This window comes from Paenibacillus cisolokensis, assembly GCF_050481165.1.
Lineage (GTDB): Bacteria > Bacillota > Bacilli > Paenibacillales > Paenibacillaceae > Paenibacillus_AH > Paenibacillus_AH cisolokensis.
This window is the reverse complement of sequence record NZ_JBCNFP010000027.1, coordinates 62,198-78,266: the sequence shown is the minus strand read 5'-3', so window position 1 is coordinate 78,266 and position 16,069 is coordinate 62,198. Positions and strand designations below refer to the sequence as shown.

Sequence of the window (16,069 nt, the reverse complement as noted above, 5' to 3'; positions counted from 1 at the left end):
TGTTCCAGAATATTGTAAAATTAAGACAAGTCAACACCGATCCGCGGTTCTTGGCCGCAACACGATACGAATGTGGCAGGTGTAACCAAATGCGCAAAGATCGTATCTATGAAGCGTTAACGCTCGTCAAAGACGGTCAAGGCAGACCGTTGACCGACAACGGCAAAATTCGCAACATCGTGATCAAAGACCATACAGTCGCGCTGACGCTGTTGCTGAAAGCTGCGGAGCGCGACCGGGAAGCGCATTATCGCCATGCCATTGAGGAAGCGCTTCATGCGATCGGCATCGGCAACATCCATATTCGCGTGAAGCCGATGGATGAGACGATACCGGACAGAGATGAGATCCCGCAATCGGCACCTCCCTCTGCGCCCCTGCTCGCTCCGGATTCCGGTACGCGTTTTATCGCGATCGCAAGCGGCAAAGGCGGCGTCGGAAAGTCAACGGTAACGGTCAATCTCGCCCTGGCGCTTACGCGGATGGGGAAACGGGTCGGCATCATCGATGCCGATATATACGGGTTCAGCATTCCGAACTTGCTCGGGATAGAAGAAAAACCGCAAAAAGCCGAAAATCGTATTGTTCCGGTTGAACGTTACGGTGTACAATTGATTTCAACAGGTTTTTTTGTACAAGGCAACAATCCGGTCGTTTGGCGCGGGCCGATGCTCGGGAAGATGATCTCAACCTACCTCAATGATGTGGATTGGCCTCCTCTCGACTATATGCTAATCGATGTGCCCCCCGGCACCGGGGATATCGCCTTGGACATTAACCGCAAAATTCCGCAATGTGCCGAGATTATCGTGACCACTCCGCATCCTATGGCGAGCCACGTCGCCGAGAGAGCGGGCGTCATGGCCAAGCAGACCGGTCATCGCATCCTGGGCGTTGTGGAGAATATGTCCTATTTCGAGGACGACCGCGGGATCAGGCATTATGTATTCGGAAGAGGGGGCGGGGACTTGCTCGCCGAACAGCTGCAAACCTCGCTGCTGGTCCGCATTCCGATCGTCGCTGCCGGCGATCGCCCGTCCGACCCGTCTTCTCCCCCATCCGTCTTCACCGACGAGCGGGGGAACGGGGCCGTTTATTCCGAGCTGGCCCGGAAAGTATCCAGACTTTTATCCTGACCAGAAAGGACTGAGGAAGAATGGCTTTTGTCATTACGGAAGCATGCATCGATGAGAAGGCAGCCGATTGTGTCGATGTTTGTCCAGTCAACTGTATCGAAGAAGGGCCTGATCAATACTTTATCGACGCCGAAGTTTGTATCGATTGCGGTGCTTGCGAAGCGGCCTGTCCGGTTAGTGCGATAAGCTGGGAAGACGATTTGCGGGACGACCAGAAAATTTTCATCGAGAAAGCCGCAGAGTTTTTCAAAAACCGTTAAGCTGCGCGATTTCAACTACATATGTGTTTGGCGTTATAGGCTGGTTCCTCTTCCGCCGATGGCGGAAACCGGGAATCGGCTTTTTCGTTTTGATTGGCATTTTTTGATGCGATAGTATCACATGACTTTTTATACCCTTTGGTTGACTTTGTAGACGCGAATGCATACAATGAAGTTTGATCTTCATATCCTACAGACGATTCTCAACATGACAGAGAAGGTGAATCAGATGGGTCAGGCACCCTTTAATATATTGCTTTACTATAAATTCGTCCGCATCCCCGACGCGGAGCAGTTCGCCCGCGATCATCTCGATTACTGCAAATCGCTCGGCGTCAAAGGAAGAATTATTGTCGCCGACGAAGGCATTAACGGCACGCTGTCGGGAACGGTGGAGCAGACGAAACGATATATGGAAGAGATGCGCCGCAATCCGCTCTTCGCCGACATGGTTTTCAAAATCGACGAAGCCGACGGGCATGCTTTCAAGAAAATGTTTGTCCGCTACAAGAAAGAGCTGGTCACGTTCCGTTACGAGAAGCCGCTCGATCCGAATGTGAAAAGCGGCAAAAGGCTTTCCCCCAAGGAATTTTATGAATATTTGCAGCGGGACGACGTCATCGTGCTCGACGGCCGCAACGGCTACGAATACGATATCGGCCATTTCCGCAACGCGATTCGCCCGGATGTGGACAGCTTCCGCGAATTCCCGGAATGGATCCGGAAAAATATGGCCGATTACAAGGACAAGCCGATTTTGACCTACTGCACCGGCGGCATCCGCTGCGAGAAGCTGACCGGCTTTATGCTGGACGAAGGCTTCCGGGAAGTTTATCAGCTCGATGGCGGCATTGTGACGTACGGTAAGGATGAGGAAGTAAAGGGCCGGTTGTTTGACGGCAAATGCTACGTATTCGACGAGCGGATTTCGGTTCCGATCAACCGCACCGGCGAGAACGTCGTCGTCGGCAGATGCCACCATTGCGGCAAACCGGAAGACCGCTACGTGAATTGCGCCAATGACCGGTGTCATCTGCAGCATATTTGCTGCGAGGAATGCGAGAAGGAGCATAACCGCTACTGCTCTGCGGAATGCAGGGAAGCCGATGCGGTAAACATCGATACGGCAAGCTGACAGGTGGTGTTCAAAGTGAAGCGGGGGCCTGCAACGACCACGCGCGATCGGATTATGCAAATGTTGAAAACGGATGGCGAGCTGACGGCGAGAGAAATGACCGAACGGCTCGGCATTACCGGCATGGGTGTGCGCCGGCACATCGACGCGCTCGAACGCAGCGGCCTGATCGAATCGAGAACGATTCGCCAGCCGATGGGCCGGCCTGCTTCGCTGTATCGTTTGACCGAACAGGCGGATCATTATTTTCCGAAAAACTATCATGGAATCGCGCTCGATCTGCTCGGCGAACTGGCGCAGGAAGCGGGAGAACCGGTCGTCAACCGTCTGTTCGAGCGCCGCAAACAAACGCTGTATCGGAAATATGCCGGCAAGATGACCGGCGAACGGCTCGCCGATAAAGTGTCGGCTCTCGCCGACATCCAGAACGAGAACGGCTATATGGCGCAATGGGAACAGAGCGGCGACGACGAATTTGTCCTGACGGAATACAACTGCCCGATTTCCCAAATCGCCAATGCCTACAATCATGCCTGCAAGTGCGAGCTCGATCTGTTCGAGAGCTTGCTCGGCGCCGAGGTGTCGCGCACCGAATGTCTGGCCAAAGGCGGCCAAAAATGCGCTTATACGATACGGAAACGCGCAGCGTCTCCGAATTAACCGCCGCATCAGCGGCGGTTATTTTATGCCCGCAGCCGTCTGCGGAACCAATCTTGCACCGGTTACTTCAGCGCATTGACGAGCGCCGAACGGTTGCGCAGCATCCAGCCGGCCGCCCGGGTCCGCCATGCGATGCCCCACAGCTTGCCTTCGGTGTCCTGTTTCACCTGCAGTTCGATGGCTTCCTCCGCCGCCTCGCGCACCGCCACTTCCACGATGAGATCATACAGCGTATGCCGCTTGGCAGCGGTCAGACCGTAAGCATCGACAAGCAGCCGCAGCTGCCCGGCGCGAACCTCGAGCGGCGGCAAGCCGACCCGCTCCGCCACATCGTCGTCGTGAAGCTGCGGAAACAACCAGCATACGCGCGCCAGCTCGGCAAGCGGGTCTACCGGACCCGCGAATTCCCAATCGATAAGCCCGACGGGCAGCCCGTCGCGGGTTACGATATTCCATGGCGCAACATCGCCGTGCGAGATGATTTGCCTCCCGCTTTCGCCAATATCCCTCAAAAACCAGCGCTGCCAGACCGCCCCGCCGTCAGGCGCGAATGACGCGGCCGCGTCGTGAAGCGCGCGAAGTATCCGGCCGACCGCCGCGATGCCGTCGTCGCTCCACGGAGCGGGATGGACCTGCTCCCCTTCCATATACTCCACCATGTCGCGACCGTCGGCGTCGAATCCGGTGCCGATCACGTGCGGCGCCATACCGAATGCGCTGCGCTCCAGGTGACGCAGCAGCCTGTGCACGCCGGCCGTCCACGGACGGCCCGGCCGCAGCACGGCCCGACCGCTGCGGCTGACCGATTTCTCGGCCGAAAGCAGCTCCTCGTTCTCCATCCCCGTCATTCCGTCTCCCCCGCCTTCTTATTCGAAACATCGTCAGATTCATACCATCATAACGAATTTTCCAGTGTCTGTAAACGAATGTCCGGTCGACACAAATAAAAGCGGGCCGACGGTCATCAAAAGACCCGCGGCCCGCTATTGGCATATACCGGTATCACTTCACTCCGTTATAGACGAACGCCCGGATAATATGCCGTTGCGAGAAGAAAAAGACGACGAGAATCGGCGCGACAAGGATGAGATTGCCGGCCATCAGCACGTTCCAGGTCGCCACGCCCTCGACTTCGCGGATTTTCGCGATGCCGAGCGGCAGCGTGCGGGCGGTCTCGTTCGTCGTCATGACGAGCGGCCAGAAGTAGTCGTTCCAGTGCGCGATAAAGCTGAACAGCGTAAACGTGACGAGCACCGGCTTGGCGAGCGGCACCATCAGCCGCACGATAATTTTCCATTCACTCGCCTGGTCGAGCCGCGCCGCCTCGAGCAGCTCTTCCGGCACCTGCATGAACGCCTGCCGCAGCAGGAAAATGCCGAATGCGCTGGAGGCGAACGGCAAAATGAGGCCGAGATGCGTGTTCAGCAGCTTCAGGGCGCTCAGCTCCAGATAGACGGGCAAAAAGATGAGCTGGGCCGGAATCATCAGCGTCACCATGACGATTGAAAACAGCAGCTTAGCCCCGGCAAACCGGTAACGGGCAAAAGCGTAAGAGGCCGGAACGATCGTCAGCATCTGCAGGATGAGAATGCCGACGGCGACGACGACGCTGTTTACGAAATATTTCAGGAACGGTCCGGTATTCCATGCGGTGCTGAAGTTTTCCCACACCGGCCGGGAAGGAATCCATTCCGGCGGAAAGATCATCGTCTCCGGCAACGTCTTGAGCGAGGTCGAGAGCATCCAGAAGAACGGCATTGCGAAGACGAGCACGAGCGCGAGCAGGGCCAGTACGTTCGCCGCCCGCAGACAAAGCCGAAGCGCTCTCCGCCAGCCGATTCGCCTCCAGCTTGCGCGCACCGCCGTCTGACGGCCGATGACCGCCTCCGCTCCGCCCGCGCCAATCGTGCGATTCGCTTGATTCACATTCGTTTCCTCCCTTCTACCGGTAGTGAATGCGCCGCGCCAGCAGCCTGAAGTACACGATCGTCAAAGCTCCGACAATGACGAGCAAAATGACGCCGGCGGCCGAGGCGTAGCCGATTTTGAAAAACCGGAACCCGTTCTCGTAAATATAATAGACAAGCGTATTGGTCGAATTGACCGGACCGCCCTGCGTCATAATGGCGATCGTCTCGAATACCTGGAACGACCCGATCAGATTGATGATAACGAGGAAGAAAATCGTCGGCGACAGCATGGGCAGCGTCAGCTTCGCGAACGTCGTCCACGGCTTCGACTCGTCGAGCGCCGCCGCTTCGTAGATATCGTCCGGAATGCTCTGCAAGCCGGCGATAAAAACGAGCGTATTGTAGCCGAGCCCTTTCCATACCGCGACGATGACGAGCGACACCAGCGACGTGCCCGGATGCGACAGCCATTGCAGCGGCCCGAATCCGAACAGGCCGATGATCCAGTTCAGCAGTCCGTATTCGGGGTCCATCAGCCAACTCCACAGCAGCGAGATCGAGACGAGCGAAATGATATGGGGGCTGAAGATCGCGCCTTGCACAAAACCGTGAAAAAGGCTTTTCCGGTTGAGCCACAACGCGAGCAGCAGCGCCAGAATTGTCGTAAGCGTGACGGTGAGAAGCGTATAAATCGTCGTATTGGACAGCACCTTCATGAAATCGGAATCGGTCAGCAAGTCCCGGAAATTCGCCAGACCGACGAACGTTTTGGTCGGGCTGACGAAGTTCCAGTCGAACAGGCTCAAGTAGATCATGTAAAAGATCGGATAAAGGAAAAACATCGTGAAAATGACAATCGCCGGCGCAACCATTCCGTACGGACGAAGCTTGTACCAAATCGTCATGTCACACGCCTCCGGCCGTCGCGAGCCGCTTCGCGAGCGTTCGCACGCCGCGCCGGCGCTCCCCGTTCGGTCCGAAAAAGTACAGCTGCTCGTACGGCACGGCGACTGTGGCGGACGCTTCGGTCAAGAGCGGCTCCAGGTACGTCTTGGCGAAAAAGGTGCAGGAACGGGACCTGATCTGGTACACGTTCTCCGCCCCGAGACTTTCGCGGGTCACAATTTCCCCTTCCAGGCGGAAGCCTTCGATGGATTTTCCGATCAGCGCCTGTTCCGGACGGAAGCCGACATAACTTACCCCTTCTCCGTTTTCCAGCTCGAGTCCGTACGCGTCGCGGATGTCGATGATATTCATCGCCGGCGTGCCGATAAATTGGGCGGTGAACAGATTCGCAGGGTCGTGGTACAGCTTCGAGGGGATATCCGCCTGCTGGATGACGCCTCTATCCATCACCACGATTTCATCACCCATCGACATCGCCTCCACCTGGTCATGCGTCACATAGACGAACGTCGTGCCGAGCCGCTTGTGCAGCTGGATCAGCTCCGTGCGCATCTGGTTGCGCAGCTTGGCGTCCAGATTGGAGAGCGGCTCGTCCAGGATGAACACCTGCGGCTGCTTCACCATGGCGCGGGCCAACGCGACCCGCTGGCGCTGTCCGCCCGACAGCTGCTGCGGTTTCTTGTCCAGATAGGGCGCAAGACCGACGATTTCGGAGATGTCATGGACGAGCGACTGCCGTTCCTTGCCCGGCATGCCCCGGTTTTTCAGCCCGAATTCGATATTGCCGCGAACGGTCATCGTCGGATACAAGGCGTAATTTTGAAACACCATGGCGACGTTTCGCTTGCCCGGAGGCACATCGTTCACGCACGTTCCGCCGATCCAGATTTCGCCGGCGGTCTGCTTCTCAAGCCCGGCGATCATGCGCAGCGTCGTCGACTTGCCGCAGCCCGACGGACCGACAAGCACAGTGAACGACCCGTCCCTGATCGTCAGGTTCAAATTGCGGATTACCGTTTCGTCCTTGAATGTCTTTTCGATGCCCAGCAGCTCGATCTTCGCCATCCGTCAGCAACCTCCCCTTTGGATTATGAAAAATTCTGCCGCCGTCCGCATTACTTGGCGAGCAGCTTGTTCGCCTTTTTAGCCGCTTCGTTCATAATATCCTGCGGATTTGCGTTCGGATCGAGAATGGCTTTCTCGATCGCTTCTTTCATAATTTTGGTCACTTCCGGATAGGCGTTCTCCATCGGACGCGGTCTTGCGTATTCAAGCTGGTCAACGGCCACCTTGTACTGCGGGAATTCCTTGAAGTGAGTCTGCAGCTCTTCGCTCTCGATAGCGGTCAAACGGGTCGGCAAATATCCGACGTGCTTGTGCTGATAAATCGTATTTTCCGTGGACGTCATAAACATGATGAATTCCCATGCCGCTTCCTTCTCCTCGTCGCTCAGCTTGGAGGTCATGACGAGCTGACAGCCGCCTGTCGGCACGCCGTAGCTTTTGTTGGCCGGCATGAACGATGCGGCGAGCTCAAATCCGTTGCCTTTGGCGATTTCCAGGCTGCCGGATACGCCCGCGGTCGATCCGAACTTGAAGGCCGACAGCTGATTCGCCCAATCTTTGTCCGCAGTCGCACCGGCTTCGTCGCCGACGGGAATTTTCAGCAGCCCTTCCTTGGCCAGCCGCTGCCAAAATTCGACCGGCGCGACGCCTTCGGGCGATTGAAACGCGGCCGACTTGCCGTCCTCGGACAGCACCGTGCCGCCGCTTTGCGCGACGAGCGCTTCATAGAACCAGATATCGACCGGCATCGTCATGGCGGTCTTTCCATGCTCCTTGAGTACTCGCGCATACTGCTCCAGCTCATCCCATGTTTTCGGCCCTTCCGGATCGAGTCCCGCTTCCTTCAGCATCGTGGCGTTTTTGTACATGATCGGCGTGCTCCGCATAAAAGGAAGGCCGTACAGCTTGCCGTCCACATAGGCGTTGCCCATCAGTCCCGGAATGAAATCGTCGAGCTTCACCTTCTCCTTGTCCCGATCCGCGAAAGCGGTCAATTCCTGCAGCATGCCCGATCTGGCGAATACGCCGGTCGAGGCGATTTCGAGATCCGTAACGGCAGGGGCGTTGCCTGCCGCGAAGGCGGCCTGAACTTTGGCATGCAGATCGTCATAATTGCCTTGATGCTCCGCAACGACTTCGATCCGGTCCTGCGACGCGTTGAACTGTTCCACCAGATGACGCTTCGCCTCCTCGATCTTGTCGCCGAACGCATACCAGTACTTGATCGTTATTTTTTTGTCCGATGATCCTGCCGCTGCAGTCGTACCGGACGTGGCTCCGCCCGTCCCTGCCGCGCTGCCGCCGTTTCCGTTCGAGCCGCATGCCGCCGTCGCGACCGCCAGCGCGATGACAAGCGCCTGCAATGCAATCCTCTTTACCATCTTCCATACCTCCGTTTCGAATAGGGACATTGTCTGATGCAGCAAAAAAAGAAACCCGAATCCGGCCGCCAGGTCTTCAAGGGACCGCGGCTTCATCAGGTTTCTCCATCGCTCCAACCGAATGTATTTACTTGTCAATGCTTATCCCAATCATAGCGACGAACTGTTAATGCCGTGTCAACGGAATGATAAGATTATTTGAACGTATGCCGCCATAATTCCGGTTTGGAAGAAGAGACGGCGGTCGCTCCGTTGCCGAGGCATTCCAGCGCCTGGTCCCGGTCGAACAGCAGCCCGCCGGCCACGACCGGCAGCGGCGTCAGCGCTTGGACCCGGCGCAGCGCTTCGGGAATTCGGGCGGGCATCACTTCGACGATGTCCGGCTCGGCATTGCTCAGACTGTTCGCGATATTGTCCAACCCTTCCGTATCGACGAGAAAAAAACGCTGGATGGCGATGAGGCCCATTTTTTTGGCCGTCTTCACGACGTTCGTTTTCGTCGTCACGATCCCGTCCGGCTTGACCGTCTTGGCCAGGTAGTCCAGGCCGTAATAATCGGTGCTCAACCCGCCAATCTTTTCCAGATGCAGAAATACCGGCAGCCGGTGCGACTTGTAAAGCTCGACGTAGTTTCTCACGACGCCGATATGACCGGTCAGCAGAAATACGCCGCCCAGCTTCTCGCGATAGGCCAGCGCGATTTCGATATGCTTCGCTTCTTTGACCGAAGCGATCATCGGGCGCGCATGCAGCCCCCGGATAAAGGCTTCGAGCGCCGTCTTCGACATGGATGCGGCCCCTTAACGCGGCAGGCCGGCCGCCATGAGCGGCACGGTCGCTTCGCGGTCCGCCTCCTGACCGCGGGCGTCCGGGTTGTGCCTGAAGCGCGGCATATGCCGGTGCAGCACCTGCGCACGGCCGAACAGGTCCGCATCCGGACAATCGACGGCTCGAATGCGAATCTCGCGATCGCCGATGTCGACAATCCGGAATCCGGGTTGATCGAGGCAGGCGGACAGCTGCACGAACGTCCAACCCTGTTGCCGCACGATCGAATCGACATGGGTATGGCCGTTGAAATAAACGCCGCTTCCCTGTTTCTGGCGCAATATTCGCCACATCTCGATATCGGGATGGATCGAGCCTTTATCCACTTCCGATCTGGCGGTCGTCCGATGCACCGGATGATGGGCGAAGACGAGCAGCGGTCTGGATGCCGATGTGCGGACTTTCTCTTCAAACCATTGCAGCTGTTCTTCGTCGATCCAGCCGCCCCAGTTTTCCGGTTCCATCTCCCGGGCCGTATCCAGAAACAGAAGCACCGCTTCGTCCGTTTCGATCGCATGGTACCGCCTGCCGCCCGTCAAGCGCAACACGTCCGCTCTCGGCTGAACGTACAGATCGTGGTTGCCCAGCACATGCACGAACGTCCGTTCTTTCCGGCGCAGAAGCGCATATACGTCCCGAAGCTCCGATTCGGAACCGCTGTTCGTCAAATCCCCCAGTGAAATATGGAGATCCGCATCGGTTTCGAGAAAATAACCCAGCAGCTTCTCATAAAAAGCGTCGCGCGCTTCCGCCCACCCCGGCACTGCCGGATCGACGTCATGATAATGCAGATCGCCCATCAACATCAGCCGCATTTTCCCGTTCCTCCCGTTTCACGATTTTGCTTGCGTTCTCATTGTAACAGCCGTTTGTTGCGGGATCGTTAAATCGGGCAGTAGATTTTGTAAAATTGCGCGCGCCGGCCCGCCTTGCTGGACTTCCTTACCGAATCTGGTACAATAGCGGTAAGGTCTCGGATCGCAGAGGCCTTATATTTCTATAGGGAGGGAATCGGGATGAGAAATCCGAACTGCTTGCTCTTCGAAGCGCACATTCCGTACTTGGGAGGTGAGATATACGATGAACCTTAGAGAATCGGATTTGCCCGGAATCGGCCGGAAATACGAGCTGCACACCCGCAGCGGTGAACGGCTCGTCATCATTATTCACAATGACGAACGCCGCGAAATCTATCACATGGACCCTGACGACCCCGACGACATTTTGTCAACCGTGACGTTCGACGACGATGAAGCGCGGATGATATCGGCCATCCTTGCCGGCATCACCTACAAGCCGAAAGCGCTGGAGCAGCTCGAGATGGTGCTCGACGATCTCGTCATCGAATGGATACGCCTCGACGCGAGTTGCGGCTGCGTCGGCCGGCCGATCGGCGAGCTCGATATTCGCCGCAAAACAGGCGCGATCATTATCGCGATCGTGGAGAAAAACAAAGCCGCGATTATCAATCCCGGTCCGCATCATATCCTGACCGGCGGAACGACGGCCATTGTAGCGGGGGAGCGAATGAACCTGCATAAGTTGAAAATGCTGCTGCAGAACGGAAGTGAATAGCGATGGACATGATCATTTTCGAGGTCGGGCTCGCCCTGGCGCTGATCAGCATCGTAGGATTGCTTTCCGCCAAGCTCCGGTTTTCGGTCATTCCGTTCTATATTTTGATCGGAATGGCCGTCGGCCCTCACGCTCCCCATTTTTGGATCATCGACTTGCGGTTTATCGAAAGCTCGGATGTCATCGACTTTATGGGGCGCCTCGGCATCCTGTTTCTGCTGTTTTATCTCGGACTGGAATTTTCCGTCGCACGCCTGCTCAAATCCGGAAAAGCGATACTGGCCGGCGGACTGTTCTATGTGGCGCTTAATTTTATTTCCGGACTGCTCATGGGCTGGTTCATGGATTTGCCGCTCAAGGAGACGCTTGTCGTATGCGGCATTATGACCAGCTCGTCGACGGCGATCGTCGCCAAAGTGCTGGTCGATCTGAAGCGGACGGCCAATCCCGAAACGGAACTGATTATGGGCATGATCATGTTCGACGATCTGTTCATTGCCGTTCACATCTCGATCCTGTCCGGTCTTGTGCTGAGCGGCGCGACATCTGTCGGCGGCGTGTTGCTCGTTTCGGCGTCCGCGCTGCTGTTTATTCTGTGCTTCCTCATAATCGGGCGCAAGCTGGTCAAATATTTCGATCTCGCGCTGCGCGTTCCTTCTAGCGAACTGTTTTTACTCCTCGTCATGACGATGTTGTTTCTTGTCGCCGGTTTCTCGGAGACGCTTCATGTCGCCGAAGCGATCGGCGCCTTGATGATCGGTCTCGTGCTGGGCGAATCCGCCCATGTGAAGCGAATCGAAAGCCTGGTCGTCCCGTTCCGGGACTTCTTCGGCGCCATCTTCTTCTTCGGCTTCGGCCTGACCATCCAGCCGTCCACGCTGGGCGGCGCCGTAGGCATGGCCGTGCTCGCGGTCATCCTTACCTTGCTCGCCAACCTCGCGGCAGGCTTCATCGCCGGCCGCCTGTCGGGCAATTCGTCTCGCGCCTCGCTTAATGTCGGACTGACGCTCGTCTCCCGCGGGGAGTTTTCGATCATTATGGCCAATATCGGCAAAGCCGGAGGTTTGATGCCGGCTATCCAATCCTTCGCCGTTCTGTACGTGCTGCTGCTCGCCGTCCTCGGTCCGCTGCTGACCAAAGAATCGAAGAGGATTCACCAGTACAGTCGGACGGTATCGGATAAAATCCGGCAAACAAGTCTGTTCAAACGAAAGGAAAACGAGAAAGAAGAAGATTAATATCGAAAACAATTCGCTTCATTTATATTTAATGTTGTTAAACACCAACATCCTGCGGCCGCCCTGTTGACGGACAGCCGCAGGATGTTTGCAATTCGCCTGGATTTACGATTTACGCGCGTTGGAAATGTTGGGCTCTTGCCGCTTGAGCCGCTTGAACCATATTGCGCAGCGCCGGAACCGTTTCGGCCAGGCCGCGCGTTTTCAACCCGCAGTCCGGGTTAATCCAGAACAATTCGGGACGAAGCACCCGGAGCGCGCGGTCGATCATGTCGGACATCTCTTCGACGCTAGGCACGCGCGGGCTGTGGATGTCGTAAACGCCGAGGCCGATGCCGTGGTCGTAATCGTGCTGTTCGAAGCTGGAGATGAGCTCGCCGTGGCTTCTCGACGATTCGATCGAGATGACGTCGGCATCGAGAGAACGGATGGCGTCAATCATATCGTGGAACTCGCAATAGCACATATGCGTATGAATTTGCGTCGTATCCTTTACCCCCGACGTAGCGAGGCGGAACGCTTTGACGGCCCATTGCAGATAGGCGTCCTGATCCTCCTGCTTGAGCGGCAAGCCTTCGCGCAAAGCCGGCTCGTCGACCTGGATCATCTCGATGCCGGCTTTCTCCAGCGCGAGCACTTCTTGCCGGAGCGCCAAGGCGATCTGGTTCGCCACCTGCTCGCGGCTCAGATCGTCGCGTACGAACGACCAGTTCAATATCGTAATCGGCCCCGTCAGCATGCCTTTCACCGGACGATCCGTCAGCGACTGCGCATATACGCTTTCCTTCACCGTCATCGGCTGTACGAATGCGACGTCGGCGTAAATAACCGGCGGCTTGACGCAGCGCGAACCGTACGATTGCACCCAACCGTTCCGGGTAAAGACGAAGCCGTCCAGCTTCTCGCCGAAATATTCGACCATATCCGTCCGTTCGAATTCGCCGTGAACCAGCACGTCGATTCCGATTTTCTCCTGCAGCCGGATACATGCCTCAATTTGCTCTTTCATAAACGCTTCGTACTGCGCATCGTTCCATTCGCCCCGCCGCCACTTCAGCCGCGCCTGCCGCACTTCCGGCGTCTGCGGGAAGCTGCCGATCGTCGTCGTCGGCAGCGGCGGAAGCTGCCATTTGTTCCGCTGCAGCTCGAACCGTTCGGAGAACGGCCGATTGCGGGAATCCGGGATATCCGCCAATTGACGCAAACCGCTGGCGACGTCCTCCCGGTTTCGCTCCGGCAGAAGGCGGAATGCGTTCAGCGCTTCGCGGCTAGCTGCAAGCTCGGCTTCCACCGCCTGCTCGCCTTGCCGGACTGCGGCGCGCAGAATGCGCAGTTCGTCCAGCTTCTCCTCGGCGAATGCGAGCGCTCCGCGCACGACGGGGTCAAGCCCGCTCTCCGCTCTCGTGCTGACGGGAACGTGCAGCAAGCTGCACGACGGCTGGAGAATCAATCGCTCAAGCGGAACAACGGCCGCTATGCGCCGGATCGCCTCCAGCTTCGCATCGAGATCCGCCCGCCATATGTTGCGGCCGTCGATCAGGCCGGCGCCCAGCACTTTATCTTCCGGCCATCCGAATTGTTCGAGCGCTTTGGCGTTTTTGCCGCCGTCGTGAACAAAATCGAGACCGATGCCGTCGACGGAAAGCGACGTGATTTTCTCAAAATTATCGACACCTTCAAAGTAGGTTTGCAGCATAATCCGAAGACCGGCCGTTTGCTCGCGAATGCGGCGATATAGATGCTCCACAAGCTTCCACTCGTCTGCGGTGACGTTCGTCGCAAGGTACGGCTCGTCGATTTGCACCCATTGGACGCCTTCCCGCTCCAGCTCGGTCAGCATCTGAATGTACACCGGGAGAAATTGTTCGATTTTTTCCGCCAGACGTCCGGCCTCGAAGCCTTTGGACAGCTTCAGAAACGTGAATAAACCGACGACGACAGGCTTGCCCTCGATGCCTGCGCGATTTTTGGCAAAACGGTACGCTTCCAGCGGTTTGTTCACGGTCAGACGCGGCACGATGCCGCCGATTTCGGGCACGATGTAATGGTAATTTGTATTGAACCATTTCGTCATTTCGCAAGCCGTCGCCTGCGCGTTGCCCCTGGCCATCGCAAAATAGACCGAAAGCGGTACAGGCCCCCCCTCGTGCCGGTATCGTTCGGGCACTACGCCGAACATGACGGCCATATCGAGCATATGATCGTACAGCGTAAAGTCGCCTACCGGGATCAGGTCGACGCCCTTCGCCTGCTGAACCTTCAACAGCTCGAGCTGTATCCGGTCCATTTCCGCCCGGAACGCTTCTTCCTCAAGCTTGCCCGCCCAGAACGACTCGAGCGCTTTCTTCCACTCGCGGTTTTCCCCGATTCTCGGGTAACCCAAATTGCTGATGATCAGTTCCGTCTTCATCTGTTTCTCCCATCCTTCCTCTGTTCGGCCTCTCTTGTCACAACGAAAAAAAGGCGTCTTTCCCCGTCAATAGGTATAGGGAAAGACGCCTGGCTCATTCCAGACGATCGCCTAACACCTCCCTATCACCCGTAGGTACATGCAGTGTTGTCGAAACAGGCAGGTCTCCTGGCTCCGGCGTCAACATCTATCGCGACCTTCCCGGCTAAAAGCTCCAGCCAGTGGCTGTCTCGCGACGACTCTTCCGTTACAGTGGCGGGACCGCGTCGGGTTTGCACCGAACTTCCCTTTTAAGCATACCGGTCACCTGATTGGCGGCGGTACGCACCTGTTCCCGTTATGAAATTGTTCATTCAAAGTGTACATCTAAGAATACATGCATTTAATCCGGTTGTCCAGCGTTTTCGTGAAATAAACGGGACTTTCGAACTTTTTGTGAATAATGGCGGGGATGCAGACGCACCATAATATTGCGCGCGTGTCGTCCGTCTGCGCCTTTTGCCATCCTGATGCTACTATACACCATGGAGCAGCATTCCGCATTTAAAAAAAAGACTCTTCCGGAACACGAAACATATTCCGAAAGAGCCTCAAGCCCGCAGCGATCAGAATCGCGCTGCCGCTTCGGCCGTCCGACGCAAACCATCTTCGATAATTTGCTGCGCCCGATCGGGGAATTGATTATGGCCTTCGATGACAATTTCCTCGGGCCGGATACCCCACAAGCCGATCGCGCTGTTGACGAAGCGGCTGGCCGATTCATGGGCGGCCATCAATTCATTCGAATAGTCGCCGCCGCGCGCGCTGAGCAGAACGGTTTTCTTGTCGCCCGCCAGTCCGACCGGACCTTCGGCGGTATATTTGAACGTTTTGCCGGCTTGCGCCAAATAGGAGATATACGTGACGAGCGGCGCCGGAACCGTATAATTCCACAGCGGGAACGCGATCACGACCTTGTCGGATTCCAGAAACTGATTCAGATAAAAATCGATTGTATCCGCAATCTCCTGCTCCTCGGCAGTCAACTCGAGCGATTGGCTCCGTTTGTAAAGCGCCGTAATGGCCGTGTTGCCGTAGTACGGAAGATTCAATTTATAAAGATCGAGTTCGGTAATCTGATCGTCCGGATGAGCTTCCCGATACGTTTTCAGAAAAGTCTCGTACATTTGGACGCTAACCGATTGTTCCGCAGGGCGGTCATTTGCTTTGACGAATAATACCTTGGACATGTTGGGTATGCAACCTCCTCTAGTTGTATGCATGTGACACCGCTTCGGGCTCGGACGCCACATTGCACATTATAATTTAGTCCCTATAATAATTCAAGTAACTTTTAGCCAACAAGTTTTACCCGTTTCCTCCACCTCTTTCTTCTTTATAGTAAAATGGACCGGCATTCGGACTTTTTTTCCCCTATCCTTCCGTTTCCGGTTAAAAAGTTGTTTCCAGACTTAAAAAAAGTTTTGCAGTTCGCCGGCAAAAGGACTAGAATATGAAGGTAGATAAATTCGGACCGGTACCAATCCTGCGTTTTTTGTGAAATTATTCACATCTATTCGAAGGC

At 56.3% G+C, this 16,069-nt stretch carries 15 protein-coding genes and 1 riboswitch; of the genes, 6 read left to right on the top strand and 9 right to left on the bottom strand.

All coding sequences use genetic code 11. The annotated features are described in order from the left end of the window. Positions 1-89 precede the first annotated feature (89 nt). The 4 genes from ABEV74_RS05030 (at position 90) to ABEV74_RS05015 (ending at position 3,191) form a co-directional block, all read left to right on the top strand. Complete coding sequence (locus ABEV74_RS05030) at positions 90-1,136, top strand: Mrp/NBP35 family ATP-binding protein (protein WP_430143895.1); 1,047 nt, start codon at positions 90-92, stop codon at positions 1,134-1,136. A 20-nt stretch (positions 1,137-1,156) separates the two neighbouring features. Next, entirely contained in the window at positions 1,157-1,396 is a 240-nt protein-coding gene (locus ABEV74_RS05025) for a DUF362 domain-containing protein (protein WP_062493156.1), read from the top strand. Positions 1,397-1,625: 229 nt separating this feature from the next. Continuing rightward, complete coding sequence (gene trhO, locus ABEV74_RS05020; RefSeq protein WP_430143892.1) at positions 1,626-2,531, top strand: oxygen-dependent tRNA uridine(34) hydroxylase TrhO; 906 nt, start codon at positions 1,626-1,628, stop codon at positions 2,529-2,531. Positions 2,532-2,534: 3 nt separating this feature from the next. Next, on the top strand, positions 2,535-3,191 hold the full coding sequence (locus ABEV74_RS05015) for a helix-turn-helix transcriptional regulator (protein ID WP_430143890.1): 657 nt from the start codon (positions 2,535-2,537) through the stop codon (positions 3,189-3,191). A gap of 62 nt (positions 3,192-3,253) precedes the next feature. Here the strand turns inward: ABEV74_RS05015 and ABEV74_RS05010 are convergent, their stop codons facing one another. The 7 genes from ABEV74_RS05010 to ABEV74_RS04980 all read right to left on the bottom strand — a co-directional run bounded on the left by ABEV74_RS05010 (position 3,254) and on the right by ABEV74_RS04980 (position 10,097). Then, entirely contained in the window at positions 3,254-4,039 is a 786-nt protein-coding gene (locus tag ABEV74_RS05010; protein ID WP_430143887.1) for an aminoglycoside phosphotransferase family protein, read from the bottom strand. Between the two features lie 154 nt (positions 4,040-4,193). Continuing rightward, a complete protein-coding gene (locus ABEV74_RS05005; protein WP_430143949.1) occupies positions 4,194-5,030 on the bottom strand; it encodes a carbohydrate ABC transporter permease in 837 nt (278 codons plus the stop codon). A gap of 103 nt (positions 5,031-5,133) precedes the next feature. Continuing rightward, positions 5,134-6,006, bottom strand: coding sequence for a carbohydrate ABC transporter permease (locus tag ABEV74_RS05000; protein WP_430143884.1), 873 nt, complete (start codon positions 6,004-6,006; stop codon positions 5,134-5,136). A gap of 1 nt (position 6,007) precedes the next feature. Continuing rightward, positions 6,008-7,072: an ABC transporter ATP-binding protein gene (locus ABEV74_RS04995; RefSeq protein WP_430143881.1), complete on the bottom strand. Its 1,065-nt coding sequence runs from the start codon at positions 7,070-7,072 to the stop codon at positions 6,008-6,010. 50 nt (positions 7,073-7,122) lie between these two features. Then, complete coding sequence (locus ABEV74_RS04990; RefSeq protein WP_430143879.1) at positions 7,123-8,454, bottom strand: ABC transporter substrate-binding protein; 1,332 nt, start codon at positions 8,452-8,454, stop codon at positions 7,123-7,125. Between the two features lie 194 nt (positions 8,455-8,648). Further along, positions 8,649-9,242 (bottom strand): glycerol-3-phosphate responsive antiterminator, encoded by a 594-nt coding sequence (locus tag ABEV74_RS04985; RefSeq protein WP_430143876.1) that lies wholly within the window; start codon positions 9,240-9,242, stop codon positions 8,649-8,651. A 12-nt stretch (positions 9,243-9,254) separates the two neighbouring features. Next, positions 9,255-10,097 carry a metallophosphoesterase family protein gene (locus ABEV74_RS04980; RefSeq protein ID WP_430143873.1) on the bottom strand — a complete coding sequence of 281 codons (843 nt, stop codon included), beginning with the start codon at positions 10,095-10,097 and terminating at the stop codon, positions 9,255-9,257. Between the two features lie 265 nt (positions 10,098-10,362). Between ABEV74_RS04980 and ABEV74_RS04975 the strand changes: the two genes are divergently transcribed. Together ABEV74_RS04975 and ABEV74_RS04970 are read left to right on the top strand one after the other, a co-directional pair. Continuing rightward, the gene (locus ABEV74_RS04975; RefSeq protein WP_062493163.1) at positions 10,363-10,857 is read left to right on the top strand and encodes a cation:proton antiporter regulatory subunit; all 495 of its coding nucleotides are present in this window, start codon (positions 10,363-10,365) and stop codon (positions 10,855-10,857) included. A 2-nt stretch (positions 10,858-10,859) separates the two neighbouring features. Beyond that, a complete protein-coding gene (locus ABEV74_RS04970; protein ID WP_062493164.1) occupies positions 10,860-12,095 on the top strand; it encodes a cation:proton antiporter in 1,236 nt (411 codons plus the stop codon). Between the two features lie 112 nt (positions 12,096-12,207). On the opposite strand, the gene metE is transcribed toward ABEV74_RS04970, so the two are convergent. Together metE and ABEV74_RS04960 are read right to left on the bottom strand one after the other, a co-directional pair. Further along, entirely contained in the window at positions 12,208-14,505 is a 2,298-nt protein-coding gene (gene metE, locus ABEV74_RS04965) for a 5-methyltetrahydropteroyltriglutamate--homocysteine S-methyltransferase (RefSeq protein ID WP_430143870.1), read from the bottom strand. Positions 14,506-14,646: 141 nt separating this feature from the next. After that, a riboswitch (cobalamin riboswitch) is annotated at positions 14,647-14,852 on the bottom strand. A 258-nt stretch (positions 14,853-15,110) separates the two neighbouring features. Continuing rightward, positions 15,111-15,767, bottom strand: coding sequence for an FMN-dependent NADH-azoreductase (locus ABEV74_RS04960; protein ID WP_430143867.1), 657 nt, complete (start codon positions 15,765-15,767; stop codon positions 15,111-15,113). Positions 15,768-16,069: the final 302 nt, after the last annotated feature.

What these genes read in the sequence shown, in the direction of transcription:
- ABEV74_RS05030 (WP_430143895.1), top strand. Translation starts at nt 90, where the DNA reads ATGCGCAAAGATCGTATCTATGAAGCGTTAACGCTCGTCAAAGACGGT.
- ABEV74_RS05025 (WP_062493156.1), top strand. Translation starts at nt 1,157, where the DNA reads ATGGCTTTTGTCATTACGGAAGCATGCATCGATGAGAAGGCAGCCGAT.
- trhO (WP_430143892.1), top strand. Translation starts at nt 1,626, where the DNA reads ATGGGTCAGGCACCCTTTAATATATTGCTTTACTATAAATTCGTCCGC.
- ABEV74_RS05010 (WP_430143887.1), bottom strand. Translation starts at nt 4,039, where the DNA reads ATGACGGGGATGGAGAACGAGGAGCTGCTTTCGGCCGAGAAATCGGTC.
- ABEV74_RS05000 (WP_430143884.1), bottom strand. Translation starts at nt 6,006, where the DNA reads ATGACGATTTGGTACAAGCTTCGTCCGTACGGAATGGTTGCGCCGGCG.
- ABEV74_RS04995 (WP_430143881.1), bottom strand. Translation starts at nt 7,072, where the DNA reads ATGGCGAAGATCGAGCTGCTGGGCATCGAAAAGACATTCAAGGACGAA.
- ABEV74_RS04990 (WP_430143879.1), bottom strand. Translation starts at nt 8,454, where the DNA reads ATGGTAAAGAGGATTGCATTGCAGGCGCTTGTCATCGCGCTGGCGGTC.
- ABEV74_RS04985 (WP_430143876.1), bottom strand. Translation starts at nt 9,242, where the DNA reads ATGTCGAAGACGGCGCTCGAAGCCTTTATCCGGGGGCTGCATGCGCGC.
- ABEV74_RS04980 (WP_430143873.1), bottom strand. Translation starts at nt 10,097, where the DNA reads ATGCGGCTGATGTTGATGGGCGATCTGCATTATCATGACGTCGATCCG.
- ABEV74_RS04975 (WP_062493163.1), top strand. Translation starts at nt 10,363, where the DNA reads ATGAACCTTAGAGAATCGGATTTGCCCGGAATCGGCCGGAAATACGAG.
- ABEV74_RS04970 (WP_062493164.1), top strand. Translation starts at nt 10,860, where the DNA reads ATGGACATGATCATTTTCGAGGTCGGGCTCGCCCTGGCGCTGATCAGC.
- metE (WP_430143870.1), bottom strand. Translation starts at nt 14,505, where the DNA reads ATGAAGACGGAACTGATCATCAGCAATTTGGGTTACCCGAGAATCGGG.
- ABEV74_RS04960 (WP_430143867.1), bottom strand. Translation starts at nt 15,767, where the DNA reads ATGCATACAACTAGAGGAGGTTGCATACCCAACATGTCCAAGGTATTA.